Source organism: Halanaerobaculum tunisiense (assembly GCF_054657635.1).
Genome location: NZ_BAAHYI010000006.1, coordinates 19,170 through 33,667 on the forward strand (window position 1 = coordinate 19,170; position 14,498 = coordinate 33,667).

Annotated in this window: 19 protein-coding genes; 17 read left to right on the top strand and 2 right to left on the bottom strand. The window is 36.2% G+C overall.

The annotated features are described in order from the left end of the window. The first annotated feature begins 64 nt into the window (after positions 1-64). From ACYQ3D_RS06695 to ACYQ3D_RS06730, 8 genes are read left to right on the top strand one after another with little or no spacing between them, the layout of a single operon-like run. Positions 65-574, top strand: coding sequence for a Na+/H+ antiporter subunit E (locus ACYQ3D_RS06695; protein ID WP_459837287.1), 510 nt, complete (start codon positions 65-67; stop codon positions 572-574). After that, entirely contained in the window at positions 571-813 is a 243-nt protein-coding gene (locus tag ACYQ3D_RS06700) for an MrpF/PhaF family protein (RefSeq protein WP_459837288.1), read from the top strand. Before ACYQ3D_RS06695 ends, ACYQ3D_RS06700 begins: the two co-directional genes overlap by 4 nt. A gap of 34 nt (positions 814-847) precedes the next feature. Then, positions 848-1,171, top strand: a complete 324-nt coding sequence (gene mnhG / locus ACYQ3D_RS06705) for a monovalent cation/H(+) antiporter subunit G (protein ID WP_459837289.1) — start codon at positions 848-850, stop codon at positions 1,169-1,171. Continuing rightward, positions 1,168-1,404, top strand: coding sequence for a hydrogenase subunit MbhD domain-containing protein (locus ACYQ3D_RS06710; protein WP_459837291.1), 237 nt, complete (start codon positions 1,168-1,170; stop codon positions 1,402-1,404). The genes mnhG and ACYQ3D_RS06710 overlap by 4 nt, the downstream gene beginning before the upstream one ends. Then, positions 1,404-2,102 carry a hydrogen gas-evolving membrane-bound hydrogenase subunit E gene (gene mbhE / locus ACYQ3D_RS06715; RefSeq protein WP_459837292.1) on the top strand — a complete coding sequence of 233 codons (699 nt, stop codon included), beginning with the start codon at positions 1,404-1,406 and terminating at the stop codon, positions 2,100-2,102. Before ACYQ3D_RS06710 ends, mbhE begins: the two co-directional genes overlap by 1 nt. Before the next feature lie 13 nt (positions 2,103-2,115). Further along, positions 2,116-2,451, top strand: coding sequence for a sodium:proton antiporter (locus tag ACYQ3D_RS06720; RefSeq protein ID WP_459837293.1), 336 nt, complete (start codon positions 2,116-2,118; stop codon positions 2,449-2,451). Then, positions 2,451-3,908, top strand: a complete 1,458-nt coding sequence (locus ACYQ3D_RS06725; protein ID WP_459837295.1) for a complex I subunit 5 family protein — start codon at positions 2,451-2,453, stop codon at positions 3,906-3,908. The genes ACYQ3D_RS06720 and ACYQ3D_RS06725 overlap by 1 nt, the downstream gene beginning before the upstream one ends. A gap of 16 nt (positions 3,909-3,924) precedes the next feature. After that, entirely contained in the window at positions 3,925-5,481 is a 1,557-nt protein-coding gene (locus ACYQ3D_RS06730) for a proton-conducting transporter transmembrane domain-containing protein (RefSeq protein ID WP_459837296.1), read from the top strand. A gap of 54 nt (positions 5,482-5,535) precedes the next feature. On the opposite strand, the gene ACYQ3D_RS06735 is transcribed toward ACYQ3D_RS06730, so the two are convergent. Beyond that, complete coding sequence (locus tag ACYQ3D_RS06735; protein ID WP_459837297.1) at positions 5,536-6,768, bottom strand: citrate/2-methylcitrate synthase; 1,233 nt, start codon at positions 6,766-6,768, stop codon at positions 5,536-5,538. A gap of 202 nt (positions 6,769-6,970) precedes the next feature. Between ACYQ3D_RS06735 and ACYQ3D_RS06740 the strand changes: the two genes are divergently transcribed. After that, a complete protein-coding gene (locus ACYQ3D_RS06740; RefSeq protein ID WP_459837298.1) occupies positions 6,971-7,975 on the top strand; it encodes an isocitrate/isopropylmalate dehydrogenase family protein in 1,005 nt (334 codons plus the stop codon). On the opposite strand, the gene ACYQ3D_RS06745 is transcribed toward ACYQ3D_RS06740, so the two are convergent. After that, the gene (locus ACYQ3D_RS06745) at positions 7,957-8,247 is read right to left on the bottom strand and encodes a hypothetical protein (RefSeq protein WP_459837300.1); all 291 of its coding nucleotides are present in this window, start codon (positions 8,245-8,247) and stop codon (positions 7,957-7,959) included. The two genes, ACYQ3D_RS06740 and ACYQ3D_RS06745, sit on opposite strands and share 19 nt — an antisense overlap. A 213-nt stretch (positions 8,248-8,460) precedes the next feature. Between ACYQ3D_RS06745 and rlmD the strand changes: the two genes are divergently transcribed. The 8 genes from rlmD (at position 8,461) to rfaE2 (ending at position 14,402) form a co-directional block, all read left to right on the top strand. Then, complete coding sequence (gene rlmD, locus ACYQ3D_RS06750) at positions 8,461-9,825, top strand: 23S rRNA (uracil(1939)-C(5))-methyltransferase RlmD (protein ID WP_459837301.1); 1,365 nt, start codon at positions 8,461-8,463, stop codon at positions 9,823-9,825. 83 nt (positions 9,826-9,908) lie between these two features. Then, positions 9,909-10,370 (top strand): GAF domain-containing protein, encoded by a 462-nt coding sequence (locus ACYQ3D_RS06755; protein WP_459837303.1) that lies wholly within the window; start codon positions 9,909-9,911, stop codon positions 10,368-10,370. 197 nt (positions 10,371-10,567) lie between these two features. Then, positions 10,568-10,804 carry an HPr family phosphocarrier protein gene (locus ACYQ3D_RS06760; RefSeq protein ID WP_459837305.1) on the top strand — a complete coding sequence of 79 codons (237 nt, stop codon included), beginning with the start codon at positions 10,568-10,570 and terminating at the stop codon, positions 10,802-10,804. Positions 10,805-11,420: 616 nt separating this feature from the next. Then, positions 11,421-11,690, top strand: a complete 270-nt coding sequence (locus tag ACYQ3D_RS06765; RefSeq protein ID WP_459837307.1) for an HPr family phosphocarrier protein — start codon at positions 11,421-11,423, stop codon at positions 11,688-11,690. Between the two features lie 60 nt (positions 11,691-11,750). Next, entirely contained in the window at positions 11,751-12,320 is a 570-nt protein-coding gene (locus ACYQ3D_RS06770; protein ID WP_459837309.1) for an outer membrane beta-barrel protein, read from the top strand. 15 nt (positions 12,321-12,335) lie between these two features. Then, on the top strand, positions 12,336-12,926 hold the full coding sequence (locus ACYQ3D_RS06775) for a D-glycero-alpha-D-manno-heptose-1,7-bisphosphate 7-phosphatase (protein ID WP_459837311.1): 591 nt from the start codon (positions 12,336-12,338) through the stop codon (positions 12,924-12,926). A 2-nt stretch (positions 12,927-12,928) separates the two neighbouring features. Beyond that, positions 12,929-13,930, top strand: a complete 1,002-nt coding sequence (locus ACYQ3D_RS06780) for a bifunctional heptose 7-phosphate kinase/heptose 1-phosphate adenyltransferase (RefSeq protein WP_459837312.1) — start codon at positions 12,929-12,931, stop codon at positions 13,928-13,930. Then, the gene (gene rfaE2 / locus ACYQ3D_RS06785; RefSeq protein WP_459837313.1) at positions 13,920-14,402 is read left to right on the top strand and encodes a D-glycero-beta-D-manno-heptose 1-phosphate adenylyltransferase; all 483 of its coding nucleotides are present in this window, start codon (positions 13,920-13,922) and stop codon (positions 14,400-14,402) included. Before ACYQ3D_RS06780 ends, rfaE2 begins: the two co-directional genes overlap by 11 nt. The last annotated feature ends 96 nt before the right edge of the window (positions 14,403-14,498 follow it).

Sequence of the window (14,498 nt, forward strand, 5' to 3'; positions counted from 1 at the left end):
TTAGCCAAGTATGGTTAAGAGCTTTTTTATACAAGTGACAAGTAATGAGAGAGGGGGAGTTAGTATGGTGGATAAGCGGGATTTATTTGCTTTTATTATCCTATATGCTGTCTGGATTATTCTAGCTGGAGATTTATCTCTTGCTTCACTAGTTTTAGGAGCTATTGTGGCCGGTACTATAGATTTGATTATTGTTCATAGCTCTTTTGCTCAGATATTGGCCCAAAAGTTTATTACCAAGGCTTTATTTTTTCTAGTTTATAGTATATTTTTGGCTTTAGAAGTATTTATAGCTAGTTATAAAGTAGCTTATTATGTGATTAATCCACGTTCCTCATTTCGATCTGGAATTGTGAAAATTCCGATTGAGACAGGGAAAAATAATAAATTAATGCAGTTAACTCTTTTAGCTAATACAATTACTTTAACGCCAGGGACAGTAACTATGGATGTAGATACTCAGGATAAGGAGTTATATGTCCATTGTTTAAATATTAAATCTGAATCTGACCAAGAAATCAAAGAGCTGATAGTAGGTAATTTTGAAAGGTTTATTAGGAGGATCTTTACATGATAGAAGTAATTATTATAACTATCTTAGTGGCAGCTTTAGCAACCTTTTATCGAATGCTTAAGGGGCCAACTGTCTTTGATCGGATTGTAGCTGCTGATTCAATTGGAATTATGTTTTTATTAGTCTTAGTCTTATTGAGTTTATACTTTAAGCGGGAGATTTTTATTGATGTAGCTATTGTGTATGCTTTATTGTTATTTATGGATGTTCTAATTATGGCTAAATACTTTAGTAAGTAGGGAGTGATTTCCAATTATCTCGACAATTGGTTACTTGCTTGTCTTAAATGGGACTTTTTTCTTTGTAATTACTGCGATTGGGATGATTCGCTTTGAAGACTTTTATATTAAGTTACATATTGGTTCGAAGTGCTTGACTGGTGGTGGGGTTTCTATTCTGTTAGGGATTATTTTATTGCACGGATGGTCGTTGTATTCTTTAAAATTAGCTTTGATAATTATCTTTTTATTGATTACCAATCCAATTACCACTCATGCAATTGCTCGAGCCGGTTATTATGCCCAGCAGCCAGAAGAGAATGCTTGGCGGTTAGTAAGGGATGATTTAAAGGAACGAAGACTTGGTGATTTAGAATGATTGAAGTAATAGTTTATATCCTATTATTATTTATTTTAGTTGCTGCTTTATTTGCAGTGGTAACTCCTGATTTAGTTAATTCAGTAATTAGTTTATCGATTTTTAGCTCTAGTCTAGTCATCTTATTTGTTATTTTACAAGCTCCTGATGTGGCGTTAGCAGAAGTAGTAATTGCTAGCGGGATTACTACTGGTTTATTTATAGTTACTATTGATAAGACAGGAGGGAGATAATGAAGCGGATTTATATAGCAGGATTAATTATTGTGTTGGCTAGTTTATTAGCTACTACTTTTGGTGATGTCTTTATTGACCAAGTAGCTAAGCCAGGAGAAATTAGTCAGTATTATATTGACCAAGGTGTGGCAGATACAGGGGCTATTAATCTAGTAACTGCTATTTTATTTGATTATCGAGGCTTTGATACTTTAGGTGAGGCGACTGTTATTTTGGTTGTTGTATCTACTATCTCTCTGTTAGCTAATCCAGGCCGACCAATTGCAGCTTATAATAGCTTTTCTGCGCTAGTACACCAGGGTATTAGTCTGATTGTTCCCTTTTTATATGTCTTAGGTTTTTATTTAATCTTATATGGTCATTTATCGCCAGGTGGTGGTTTTGCCGGCGGAGTGGTGATTGCTACTATCTTTATTCTGTTGACAGTTACTTATGGTCTACGACATGATCCAGAAGAGAAAACTTTGAAGAAAAAGTCTTTATTAGAAAAGTATAGTGCTTTAGGCTTTGTTTTAGTTGGCTTAATAGGTGTTGTAACTGGAAGCGGATTCTTAGCTAATGGTCAACTAAATCTTAATTTGGGTACTCCTGGTAACTTAATTAGTGCCGGAGTAATTCCTATCTTAAATTTATTGATAGGTCTTAAAGTAGGTTCTGGCTTATCGGTAATATTTATTCGGTTAGTCAAAGAATAAAGGAGGAGTTAAAGTGGATGCTATTTATTGGGCAGTAATTTTACTATTTTGTTTAGGAATTTATACAATCCTAACTTATAAAAACTTAATTAAAATAGTGATTGGGATTAATATTCTAGAGAGTTCTGTTATCTTATTATTGATTAATCTCGGTTACCAGCCAGAGGGCACTGCTCCAATTATGAACCAGGATTATGAAGTGGTAGTAGATCCTGTTCCCCAAGCTTTAGCACTGACAGCAATTGTAATCGGGGCTAGTATTACTGCTTTAATGTTGTTTTTAATTGTTAAGTTGTATACTAGGTATAATACATTAGACGTGAGAGAAATTAGGAGGTTGCGGGGATAATGGAACCTATTTGGTTATTGTTAGTGCCTTTAATAACTGCTTTTAGTTTAGTTATTTTTGCTTTATATTCGACTAGATTGGTTAAGATTATAGCAGTTATTAGTGGGGGCTTTAATTTATGGTTAGCAATTAAGACTTTAGTTCAGGTGCTGGAGCAACCTCAGGTGTATCAGTTAAGTGGTTGGGGACTGTTAGGTATTAATTTAGTTGTTGATCCCTTAAGTGGCTTGTTAGCAGTTGTGATTACTTTTATGACTTGGTTGGTTATTTATTATTCTTTAGCTTATATTCAACAAGACCAGAGGAATTATTATATGTTATTATTCCTATTAGTAACTGGATTGTTGGGATTAGTCATTACAGGTGACTTGTTTAATTTATATGTTTTTATAGAATTGACAGCAGTTACTTCTTATGCTTTAGTAGTCTTTGCTCAAAAGGATATTTCTATTGAGGCTGGATTTAAGTATCTAGTATTAGGTTCTATCAGTGGTATTTTATTATTATTAGCTATAATCGTAATCTATCAGGAGACAGGAAGTCTCCATTTAGCTCAGTTAGTGACAGCTAGTCAGACTATGTCCTTAGTCAGTAAACGGTTAGTGTTAGTCCTACTGGTAGTTGGGTTAGGGACTAAATTTGCTCTAGTACCGCTACATACTTGGTTACCTGATGCTCATCCAGCAGCCCCTTCGCCAATTAGTGCTTTATTATCAGGAGTGGTGATTAAGGCTTATCTGTATGCTTTCTTGCGCTTGTTATTTATTCTATTTACTGTTTCGGAGTTAATAGCTTGGGATCTGGATCAGATTCTGGTAGCTAGTGGAGTGGTTACTCTGTTAACTGGTCATCTATTAGCCTATCAACAGCAGGAGCTGAAACGATTGTTAGCTTATTCTAGTATTTCGCAGATTGGTTATTTACTAATTGGGATTGGTTTGTTTAGTACAGCTGGGCTAGAGGCTAGTATCTATCATCTGATTAACCATGCTTTGGTAAAAGGAAGTTTGTTTTTATTGGCCGGGATCTTTATTGTTAAGCTAGGAACTAGTCAGTTAGAGAAGCTCCAAGGAGTAGCTTATCAGTTGCCCATAACTTGTTTATTATTTACTATTTCTACTTTAAATATAGTGGGCCTTCCGCCCTTTAATATTTTTATTAGTAAGTGGTTGTTGGCCCAGGCGGCTATTGAAGCTGGATTTATGATTCCTGCTGCTTGTATTCTAGTAGGGAGTCTGTTATCTTTAGTCTATTATCTGCAGGTAATTAGGCAGTTATATACTACCTCGCAGACTGAAGTGGAGGCTAGAGCTGTTTCTTATAAGCTATTGTTGCCTACAGTAGCTTTAACAGCTGTTTGTTTGGTAGTGGCGTTAGTACCTAAGTTACCGTTAGCTATTATCCAAGAAATTCCTAAATTTCTTTTCCAACCAAGTAATTATAGCTTATTATACTAGGAAAGAGGTGCTATAGTTGAATCCAGGTGTAGTATACTTATGTGGTGTAGGAATCTTATACTTTATTACAGATAAAGTAAGGTATTATTTAGCTGTCTTGATTTCTGTATTAGCTGTAGGACTAATTTATAACTTATCAACTGCTCAGCAGCTAGTAGTGCCTTTTTTGGACTTTGAGTTAGTTTTATTAAAGGTTACTCCAGTTAGTAAGTTGATTGGGTTAGTTTTTGCTTTATTTGGGCTAGGGAGTACTATTTATTCTTTTCCGGTAGCAGATAAGAAATATTATCTACTCAGTCAGATTTATATTGGGAGTTCAGTAGCTATTTTGTTTGTAGGTGATTTATTTTCTTTTTATGTCCTCTGGGAATTAATGACTATCAGTTCTTACTTTTTAATCTTTACTAATCAACAACCGATTACTAGACAGACTAGTTACTATTATTTTGTGATGCAGTTAGTTGGAGCCTTGAGTCTATTATGGGGGATATTAATCCAGTATACTGCTACTGGTAGTTTGGCCCTGACTGCTGTAGAGTATGGGTTACCTTTCTTCTTGTTAGCTGTAGGGATCAAGTTAGCCTTTATTGGCTTACATACTTGGTTACCTAAAAATTATGCTGTTGTCCCTTTCCAGATTAGTGTTTTGTTATCTGCTTATACAACTAAGGTAGGAGTTTATACCTTATACCGTTTATTAAGTGGAGTTGAGTTATTAGGATATGCTGGAGTGGTTACAGCTATCTTAGGAGTCTTGTTGGCCTTAAAACAGACCCAGGTGCGAAGGTTATTATCCTATCACATTATCAGTCAGATAGGGTATATGATTGTCGGAATTGGAGTCGGGACTTCCCTCGGCCAGTTAGGAGGGCTACTCCATTTAGTGAATAATGTACTCTATAAGGGTTTATTATTTATGGTGATTGGAGTAGTGATTTATACTACTGAGCAAGAGGATTTAGTTGAACTAGGTGGCTTAGCTAAAAAGTTGCCAGTAACTACTTGTTTTGCTGTAGTAGCTGCCTTATCAATTGCAGGTATTCCTTTGTTTAGTGGACATATCAGTAAGCTGTTAATCAAGAAAGGGATTAAGGACCCTGTTTTAAATTGGGGACTTTATCTAGCTGGGATAGGAACTTCTTTATCTTTTTTAAAGGTGGTCTATTATGGTTTTATCAGATCGCCAGAGGAAGAGATTACTCTCCAGCGAAAGCCAAGTAAAGCAATGTTGTGGGGGATGGGTTTATTGACCAGTTTGATTGTCTTAATTGGTACTCAACCAGAGTTGATAACTAGTTTAGTAACAACAAAGGTTAAGGTCGATTACTTTAGTTTTTACTACCTCCAGAAGTCACTCCAACCTACCTTATTAGCTTTGCTTATCTTTAAGCTAGCTTCAGACTTGATAGAACCTCATCCGCATGCTACAACTGAGTTTGATCTCTATCCTTATTTGGGTCAGGGAGTTGATTATTTAGGAGCTCAGTTAAGTAGGTTACATAATGGGGATCTGAGTAGATATTTATTGTGGTTAGTTACTACTTTGGTAGCGTTATGGGTTAAGCTGTACTAGGGTAGTGACGAGTAACAAAAAAAGAAAATCCCCTGCTAGGGGCAGGGAGTTTGTCTAGTCTCTTAAGATATGTCGAGTACTAAAGCCATCATAAAGCTGATTAGGTCTAAATATTTTGTTTTTGACTTCTAGGTTTTCTACCCAGTGAGCACACCAGCCCATGATTCTACCTAAGGCAAAGATAGTAGTGAAGTATTCTGGTGGAATCCCGATTGCTCGCAGTACTAAGCCAGACCAAAAGTCAACATTAGGATAGATGCCTTTGTCGGCGAATTTATCCAAGGCTATTGCTTCTATTTCTTGAGCTATATTATATAAGTTTTCTAGGTCACAATCTACATGGTCTAAGTCGGAAGCAAAGATCTGTGGTAGTATCTCGTCTTTGATGTATAAAGCTCGCGGGTCATATGTTTTATAGACTCGGTGGCCAATTCCCATTATCTTTTCGCCTTGCTCTATTTTATTTGTTATATAGTCAGCTACATTGGCTGGATCTTCAATTTCCTGTAGCATTTTGATTACTTTTTCATTAGCCCCGCCGTGTAGTGGACCGGATAAAGAATTAATAGCTGAGGAGACCGAAGCATAAATGCTTGCTTTAGAGGAGCCTACTGCTCGAACAGAAAAGGTACTATTATTCATAGTATGATCCGCATGGAGGATGAGTAGTTTATCAAAGAGATCAACCCATCTTTCTTGCTGGGCCAACTCAGGATTAAAGCAATAAAGGACATACTGAGCAAAAGAAGTAAACTCTTTATCAGCAGCAAAGTTAGGATCACCAGTTCTATAGGTCCCAATTAAAGTAGGTAGTTTAGCTATCAATTGGGTAGCATGGTGTAAATTTAGTGTGTACTGGTCGATTGTAAAGGCTTTTTGGTTAGTACTTTGTAACTGTAAGACACTGGAGCTTAACATATGCATTGGATGTAGATTATCAGGCATAGAAGCTACAGTAGAGCCGATTTGAGAGCTGATTTCTTTATTCTTTAGTAGTTTGTTGCGGAAATTTGTTCTTTCCTCGGGCAAAGGTAAGTCACCTTTGAGTAATAGAAAAGAGATATCTTCATAACAGCAGTTATCAGCTAACTCCTGGATGGGATAACCTCTAAAAGTTAAGATTCCTTCTTCGCCTTTGATATTACTAATCCCGGATTTAGTAACTGGTATATTCTCCAGTCCGGGGAAGTAACCTTTTTCTAGTAGCATAGTTATTATTTGATAGTATTGTTCTTTTATATCTTCATCTTTTAGATTCGATAAAGCTTTTTTAATATTGGTAAACATTTTAAGCACCCCTTTAACCTGTAGTTAATTAAATATGTTATCATATATTTCTTCAAATTACAATTTAGCTTTAATTGACATCTCAGGTACAAGACGGTATAATAGAAACTAAATTATTGTTGTGCCTTGCAGTAACAGATAGCAGATGACAGACAGCACATGACACACGGCACACAACAACTAGTAGATAAGGAGTGAGAAGATGTATCAGGTAACTTTAATTCCTGGTGATGGAATTGGACCAGAAATTACTACAGCTGTTCAAGAGATAATTGCAGCAGCAGGTGTAGATATTGAGTGGGAGCAGGTTAATGCCGGGGCCAACGTTATGGAGGAGTATGGTACTCCCTTGCCCGCTGAAGTTTTAGATTCAATTAAAGAGAATGAAGTAGCACTCAAAGGGCCAATTACCACGCCAGTAGGTAGTGGTTTTAGAAGTGTTAATGTAGCTATTAGACAACAATTAGACTTGTATATTAATCTACGCCCAGCTAGGATATTAAATGGTGCGCCAACTGATTTTAGTGATCTGGATGTAGTTATTTTTAGAGAGAATACAGAAGGATTATACGCTGGAATTGAACATAAGGTAGGAGCAGACGCTGCAGAAAGTATTAAGATAACTACTAGAGATGCTTCAGAAAGAATCGTTAGAGCTGCTTTTGAGTATGCTAAAGAAAATGATAGACAACAAGTAACTGCTGTTCATAAAGCAAATATCTTAAAGTTAAGTGATGGTTTATTTAAGTCAGTAGCTGAAGAAGTAGCAACTGATTATCCAGAGATTGAATTTAATAATAAGATAGTTGATAATATGTGTATGCAGTTAGTTCAGTATCCAGCTGAATATGATGTTTTAGTTCTTCCTAACTTATACGGGGATATTGTCTCTGATTTATGTGCTGGCTTAATCGGAGGATTAGGTGTGACGCCAGGAGCTAATTTAAATGATGAATTAGCAGTTTTTGAAGCAGTCCATGGTTCAGCCCCGGATATTGCTGGCGAGAATAAAGCTAATCCAATTGCTTTATTATTATCAGCCTGTCTCATGTTAGATCATTTAGGAGAAGAAGAGGCAGCTAATCGAATTGAGACTGCTATTGAAGAAGTTTTAACGGCAGGAGAAGTATTGACAGCAGATCTAGGCGGCCAGGCAACAACTACAGAGCTGACAGCAGAGATTATTGCTCAGTTAGACGCAGAATAATATCTTCTGTGTTCTTGCTGTTGTTGTTGTTGGATAGCTTGCTGTTGCTGGGAGCTAAGATAGCTATCAACTGCTCCAATAGCTAGAACAATTAATAAACTAATCAGATATAATTTAACTAAAGAGTTATTATAAAATAAAGGAACTTTGATCAGCTTGCTACTTTGAAAGAAAGCATCTAATTGGTGGTTAAATCCTAGCCACCAGTAGCTAATATAGGATAGAGTAGTAGTGATTAACCAGTAAATAGTAGGTAGTATAGCTTGTTTCATCTTATAACCTCCTATAAATATATTAGCTATTGAGTAGTAAATTCCTTTTTTAGACGGCCTGAAGAGGTCGTTTTTCTTTATTTAGTTGTCTGCTATCTGCTGTCTGCTATGTGCCATAAAGCAGAATACAGAAAGCGGACAGCAGACGCAGAAGGCAGACGACACATAGCACATGACACACGACTCAATACTAGTAACAAAGGAGCGATTAGCATGAGTAAACCAGTAGAAGTAGGAGATATTATAACTATTCAATTAGAGAATATAGCCTATGGGGGAGATGTAGTAGGTCGCAAAGAAGGTTTTGCTATTTTTGTAGCCGCTGGAATTCCAGGAGAATTAGTTAAAGTAGAGATTACAGAAGTCAAGCGTAATTATGGTCGGGGACAGTTACTAGAGGTGATTTCTCCTGTTCCAGAAAGAGCTACAGCAGAGTGTAACAAGTATAATACCTGTGGTGGTTGTCAGCTACAGCATATTGACTATCAATCTCAGCTGGAGTATAAACATCAGATGGTTGAGGATGCTATGGAGCGAATTGGCAAATTAGAGGTGGAGATCAATCCTGTTTTAGGAATGGAGAATCCTTATCTCTACCGCAATAAAGCTCAGTTTCCGCTAGGAGTGGAGGAAGAAGAGCTAGTAGCTGGCTTTTATGCTTCTGGAAGTCATGATTTAGTAGCAGTGGATAACTGTCAGATTCAACATCCAGTTATTAATCGAATTGCTGAGCGGACTACTGATTTATTGACTGAGTATGATTTAGCAGTTTATGATGAAGCAGAACATAAAGGTTTATTACGGCATGTAGTAATTAGAGTAGGAGTCTGTACCAATCAGGCTATGTTAATAATCGTAACTAACACAGAGGAGTTCCCTGGGGGAGAGGAAATAGCCAATAAGTTGTTAGCAGAAGTGCCTGAATTAGTTAGTGTTTATCAGAATGTTAATTCTGAAGATACTAATGTAGTATTAGGAGAGCAGATGGTTGAATTAGCAGGTCAGGAGCAAATCATTGATTATATTGGACAGGTTAAGTATCAGATTTCTCCTCGATCTTTCTTCCAGGTGAATACTTTACAGACTAAAACACTCTATGATCAAGTAGTGGAGTATGCCGAGTTAACTGGTGTTGAAAAAGTGCTTGATGCTTACTGTGGTTTAGGGTCTATTGCACTTTATCTCGCTGAGCAAGCTCAAGAGGTGTTAGGGATTGAGGTTATTCCCGAAGCAATTGAACAAGCTCAGGAGAATGCTCAGTTAAATGGAATTAATAACTGTCAGTTTAAGGTAGGAAAAGTAAGAGATGTTCTACCAGAACTAAAAGAGGAATTTAGTCCTGAGGTAATTGTAGTTGATCCTCCTCGTAAAGGTTGCCACGAAGAGGTGCTAGCAGCTTTTGCTGAGATCCAACCAGAGCGGATTGTTTATGTTTCCTGTAAACCCACTAGTTTAGCTAGAGATCTTAAACGGTTACAGGAGTTAGGTTATCAAGTAGAAGAGATTCAACCAGTGGATATGTTTCCCCAGACTTATCATATTGAGAATGTAGCTTTGATCAAAAAAATTGATAATTAATAATCGATAATTTATAATTAAAAATATTATAGACTATACTTAAACTCAAACTTAACCTTAACCTTAATAAAGGAGTGACAGATGTGGGAAAAGATAAGATTTACCAGCGGATTATCCAGCAGGTAGAAGGTTTAACAGCAGATGAGGATAATCTAATCGCTAATTTAGCTAATACTGCTGCTGTTGTATACCATAATTTAGAGCAAATAAACTGGGCTGGATTTTATCTCTGGCAGGAAGATGAACTAGTACTAGGTCCTTTTCAAGGCAAATCAGCCTGTATTAGAATTCCTAAAGGAGATGGTGTTTGTGGAACTGCTATAGCTACAGAAGAGACGCTAGTAGTGCCCGATGTAGATCAGTTCCCGGGCCATATCGCCTGTGACTCTGATTCCCAGTCAGAGATAGTAGTCCCTATTATTGTTGCTGGAGAAATACAAGGAGTTTTGGATCTAGATAGTCCTATTCAGAAGCAATTTAGTGCTTGTGACCAAGAGTATCTAGAAGAAGTAGTTGCTATTTTAATAGATCAGTGTCAGTGGTAGAGAAAACAGGTTCCTCACTTGAGGAATCTGTTTTATTTTTTTGCTCTCTAAGCATAATTAATCTTTATTAATCATATAATTATTATTAGTCAAGCTGAAAATTATTAGTCACTAGTAAGTTTATATTTATTTACATTAATTTATTTTTATGGTAATATGTAATTGTGTGATAATAAAAAAAGGGGGGGGCTGAATAGATGATTGAACAACAAGTTAGAATCGATAACTGGCACGGGTTACCAATGACGAACATTTACCAAACAGCCCAGCAGTTTGAGGCCCAGATTGAACTGGCTAATCAGGAACAAAAAGTAGATGGTAAGAATATTATGGGTTTGACTACTTTCCAGGCAGATTGTGGAACTAATTTAACTATTATTGCTGATGGGGCAGATGAGGAGTATGCTATAGAGGAATTACAGAATATATTGTAAGTTAGAAAGAGCTGTCACTGAACAGCTCTTTTTTCTTTTCCGGTGATTTGATTTTGGTCTTAAATCATTATTGAAGCTAGTTCGGAAAAGCTACAAAGTAGCTTTTTTCCGAGTAACTTTTATTGAAATATAAAAGTTACCAAAAGATTTCAAGAGTAGAACAATCAATGCTTCCTACGGTTAAAAAGTTACTAGAAATATTAAAAAATACTAGAATATATATCACTTTTATTTTAACCACAAGTCGCACCCCAAGAGTATTTCTTCATTTTATTCAGGGCACGGATTGTTCTACTTAAATTAAACCAACACAATTTTTATTAATTACTAGGTAAGAGTTTCACAACGATATTTGAATTTTTTAGTAACGAATCTTAGCGAACTGGAGTAAAAATAAGGCTTGGATTATCTAATTTGCAGGAAATTAAATTAGATTAGCCTTATTTTTAATCAGTGAGCTCTAGATGAGTTTGAAAAAATTCAGAGAGTGAGAAAACTCTTGCCTAGTAAACTATGAAAGTTATATAATAACGTTATATTTATCTTTTTAAGCAGGAATTAGTGGACTAGCTATCTAATTAGTAACTAAGATATGTCTGGGAGGTGACTATACTATATGGTACACAAAAAAGTAAAACTCAATAATGAAACCGGATTACATGCTCGACCAGCAGCGTTATTAGTTGATGTGGCTAATAAGTTTGAAGCCCAGTTAAAAATTAGTTATGGAAATCAAGAAGCTAATTTAAAAAGTATTATTAGTCTTATGTCGTTGGCGATAGGTTCTGGAGAAGAAGTAGTGATTAAAGGCTCAGGAGCAGATGAAGAAGAAGCAGTAAATAAGATTGTTTCTATTATTGAACAGGATTTTAGTCTCCAAGATTAATTTATTCGAGTTAGTATGTTATAATGATAGCACTAGTCAATAAACTAAGGAGGAAGAAGAATGAACAAGAAGATGCTAACATTAGTTCTAGTTATTAGTTTTAGTCTGCTGACTACTACGTCAGCTTTTGCTTTACAGCAGGCAAAAATTAATCGGCACGATACTTCAGTGGCTTATGGAGTGCAGACTTTAAATGGAGACTTGATTGCCCTAAATTTGGAGGGAGATATCGGTTTATCCTCTAATTTAGGATTAGAGGGAGTTTATACTCATTATAGTGAAGGAAATAATAATAATAATGTTGTTGATTTAAATGCTAAGTTGAGTATTATCGATAATAGAGATTTAGATTTATCTGGTATAATAGGTTATCATACTAAATTAGAGAATGATCACCAAGGCTATCCGCGAGTAGGAATTGTTGTATCCAAAAGAGAGACAGATAATCTGGGTTTAAATGCTGGCTTTAATTTTCTATTAGGTACTGGTGGAGATGAGAACTATGTAGGTTATAGTTTGGGGTTTGATTATAAGTTGACTAGACATACTTATTTGGAGATAGAGCATAGACGATTTGCTGGTCAGGATAAAACAGAAGGTTTAAATGTAGGAATGAGATATTACTTTTAAGGGAGAGGGAAAGTAATGGATTTAGATCAAGTAGGAGTCTTTATGGATCGAGATGGAACAGTAAGTAAAGAAATTGGTTATGTTAATCATCCTAGTCGTTATGAGTTATTACCTCGCACTGGTAAGGCTATTCGAGAGCTTAATCAAGCTGGAATTAAAGCTTTATTAGCTACTAATCAAGCTGGGGTAGCTCGTGGTTATTTTGCTGAAGAAATGATTGGACAAGTCCATGGTAAGTTAGAAGAATTATTGGCTGATCAGGAAGCTTATTTAGATGAAATTTATTATTGTCACCATCATCCTGATGTAGGGGCAGGTAAGTTTAATAAAGACTGTAACTGTCGTAAGCCCCAGCCAGGTATGTTGTTACAAGGAGCACAAGATTTTGGTTTAGATTTAACTAAATCTTACATGATTGGTGACAAAATCAGTGATGTAGAACTGGCTAAAAAAGTAGGAGCGCAAGGGATTTTGGTGTTAACAGGTTATGGTCGTGGCAATTATGAACATGATCGGGAGGATTGGGCAGTAGAGCCTGATTATGTAGCTGAAGATTTATATGATGCAGTAATGTGGATCTTATTTGATCTGGGAGTGAGAGAGTAATCATGAAACAACTTCTCCAGTATCTACCACAGTTTGCTGAGCAAGATATTTTAGTAGTTGGTGATATGATTGCTGATGAATTTGTTACTGGCCAACCAGAAAGAATTTCTAGAGAAGCTCCTGTCTTGATCCTCCAACAGGACGAAGAAGAAATCCTACCTGGCGGAGGGTGTAATGCTGCTAATAATGTAGCTGCTCTAGAAGGAAATGTTTATCTAGCTGGAATTATTGGTGATGATCTAGTAGGTGAGAGGTTAACTGCTACTTTAGATGGCTTAGGTTTAGAGACTGAAGGACTAGTAGTTGATGACTCTCGTCCTACTTCGGTTAAGACTAGGATTTTAGCTGGTGGGGGCCAAACAGTAAAACAGCAGGTTGTTCGCGTTGATAATCTAGAGACTCATCCTATTGCTCCAGAAATTGAGTCTGAATTAATTAGTTATATAGAAGATATTATAGAAGAGATCGATGCTATTTTATTATCTGATTACGGTAATGGTATTTTTACTGCTAGCTTAAAAGAGCAGGTGATTGAGTTAGCTAATCGGCAGGATAAGATTATAGCTGTCGACTCTCGCTATGAATTACCTACTTTTTCAGGGATTACCATTGCTACTCCAAATAAAGAGGAAGTAGAAGCAGCTGTAGGATTTAAGCTTGATAGTGCAGAGAAGATAGAAGAAGCTGGTTGGAAGCTAAAAGAGGTATTAGAGGCTGAAGCAATGTTGATTACTTTAGGTGGTCAAGGAATGCAGTTGTTTACTGACCAACAGACAGTTCATGTCCCTGCTTCTAATTACACAGAAGTTTTTGATGTTACTGGAGCAGGAGATACAGTAATTGGTACTTTAGTTTTGGCTTTAGCTAGTGGGGCTTCACTAGAGGAAGCAATGCGATTAGCTAATTATGCTGCTGGGATTGTAGTTAGAAAGTTAGGAGTAGCTACAACAACCCAAGATGAATTGTCTAATGTAATCCAAGGAGAAGATATCGATGAGGAATAAAGTTTACTCTTTAGATCAGCTACAAGAAATTATAGCCCAGCAGCAACAAAGTGGTCAACAAATAGTCTTTACTAATGGTTGTTTTGATCTGTTACATGTAGGGCACACTAGGTATTTAGCAGAAGCAAAGTCTTATGGTGATTTATTAGTAGTTGGTTTAAATAGTGATTCATCTGTCCAAACTCTTAAAGGAGCTAAACGTCCTTTGATTCCCGAGCAGGAAAGAGCAGAGATGTTAGCTAACCTAGAGATGGTAGATTACATTACTATTTTTGCTGAAACAACAGCAAATCAGGTGATTTCAACTTTGCAACCGGATATTTATGCCAAAGGTGGCGATTATCAAGTGGAGGATTTGCCTGAGGCAGAAGCAGTTAATAGTTACCAAGGCCAAATCAAATTAGTTCCGGAAATAAAAGGAGCATCTACTACAGAGATTATTAATAAAATTTCTCAGAGATATTCTAACTAGTTTTTTATAAAGGCTAACTTCTAAATTGAAGTTAGCCTTTGTTATTTTTTTATCATTCATATTGACATTTATTAGTTTGATTAGGTATAAGAGTAA

Excerpts from the sequence above, each read along its gene's own strand:
- ACYQ3D_RS06725 (WP_459837295.1), top strand. The coding sequence starts at position 2,451 with ATGGAACCTATTTGGTTATTGTTAGTGCCTTTAATAACTGCTTTTAGT.
- ACYQ3D_RS06765 (WP_459837307.1), top strand. The coding sequence starts at position 11,421 with ATGGTACACAAAAAAGTAAAACTCAATAATGAAACCGGATTACATGCT.
- ACYQ3D_RS06695 (WP_459837287.1), top strand. The coding sequence starts at position 65 with ATGGTGGATAAGCGGGATTTATTTGCTTTTATTATCCTATATGCTGTC.
- ACYQ3D_RS06775 (WP_459837311.1), top strand. The coding sequence starts at position 12,336 with ATGGATTTAGATCAAGTAGGAGTCTTTATGGATCGAGATGGAACAGTA.
- ACYQ3D_RS06700 (WP_459837288.1), top strand. The coding sequence starts at position 571 with ATGATAGAAGTAATTATTATAACTATCTTAGTGGCAGCTTTAGCAACC.
- ACYQ3D_RS06710 (WP_459837291.1), top strand. The coding sequence starts at position 1,168 with ATGATTGAAGTAATAGTTTATATCCTATTATTATTTATTTTAGTTGCT.
- ACYQ3D_RS06780 (WP_459837312.1), top strand. The coding sequence starts at position 12,929 with ATGAAACAACTTCTCCAGTATCTACCACAGTTTGCTGAGCAAGATATT.
- rlmD (WP_459837301.1), top strand. The coding sequence starts at position 8,461 with ATGAGTAAACCAGTAGAAGTAGGAGATATTATAACTATTCAATTAGAG.
- ACYQ3D_RS06735 (WP_459837297.1), bottom strand. The coding sequence starts at position 6,768 with ATGTTTACCAATATTAAAAAAGCTTTATCGAATCTAAAAGATGAAGAT.
- ACYQ3D_RS06740 (WP_459837298.1), top strand. The coding sequence starts at position 6,971 with ATGTATCAGGTAACTTTAATTCCTGGTGATGGAATTGGACCAGAAATT.
- ACYQ3D_RS06745 (WP_459837300.1), bottom strand. The coding sequence starts at position 8,247 with ATGAAACAAGCTATACTACCTACTATTTACTGGTTAATCACTACTACT.
- mbhE (WP_459837292.1), top strand. The coding sequence starts at position 1,404 with ATGAAGCGGATTTATATAGCAGGATTAATTATTGTGTTGGCTAGTTTA.
- ACYQ3D_RS06760 (WP_459837305.1), top strand. The coding sequence starts at position 10,568 with ATGATTGAACAACAAGTTAGAATCGATAACTGGCACGGGTTACCAATG.
- rfaE2 (WP_459837313.1), top strand. The coding sequence starts at position 13,920 with ATGAGGAATAAAGTTTACTCTTTAGATCAGCTACAAGAAATTATAGCC.
- ACYQ3D_RS06770 (WP_459837309.1), top strand. The coding sequence starts at position 11,751 with ATGAACAAGAAGATGCTAACATTAGTTCTAGTTATTAGTTTTAGTCTG.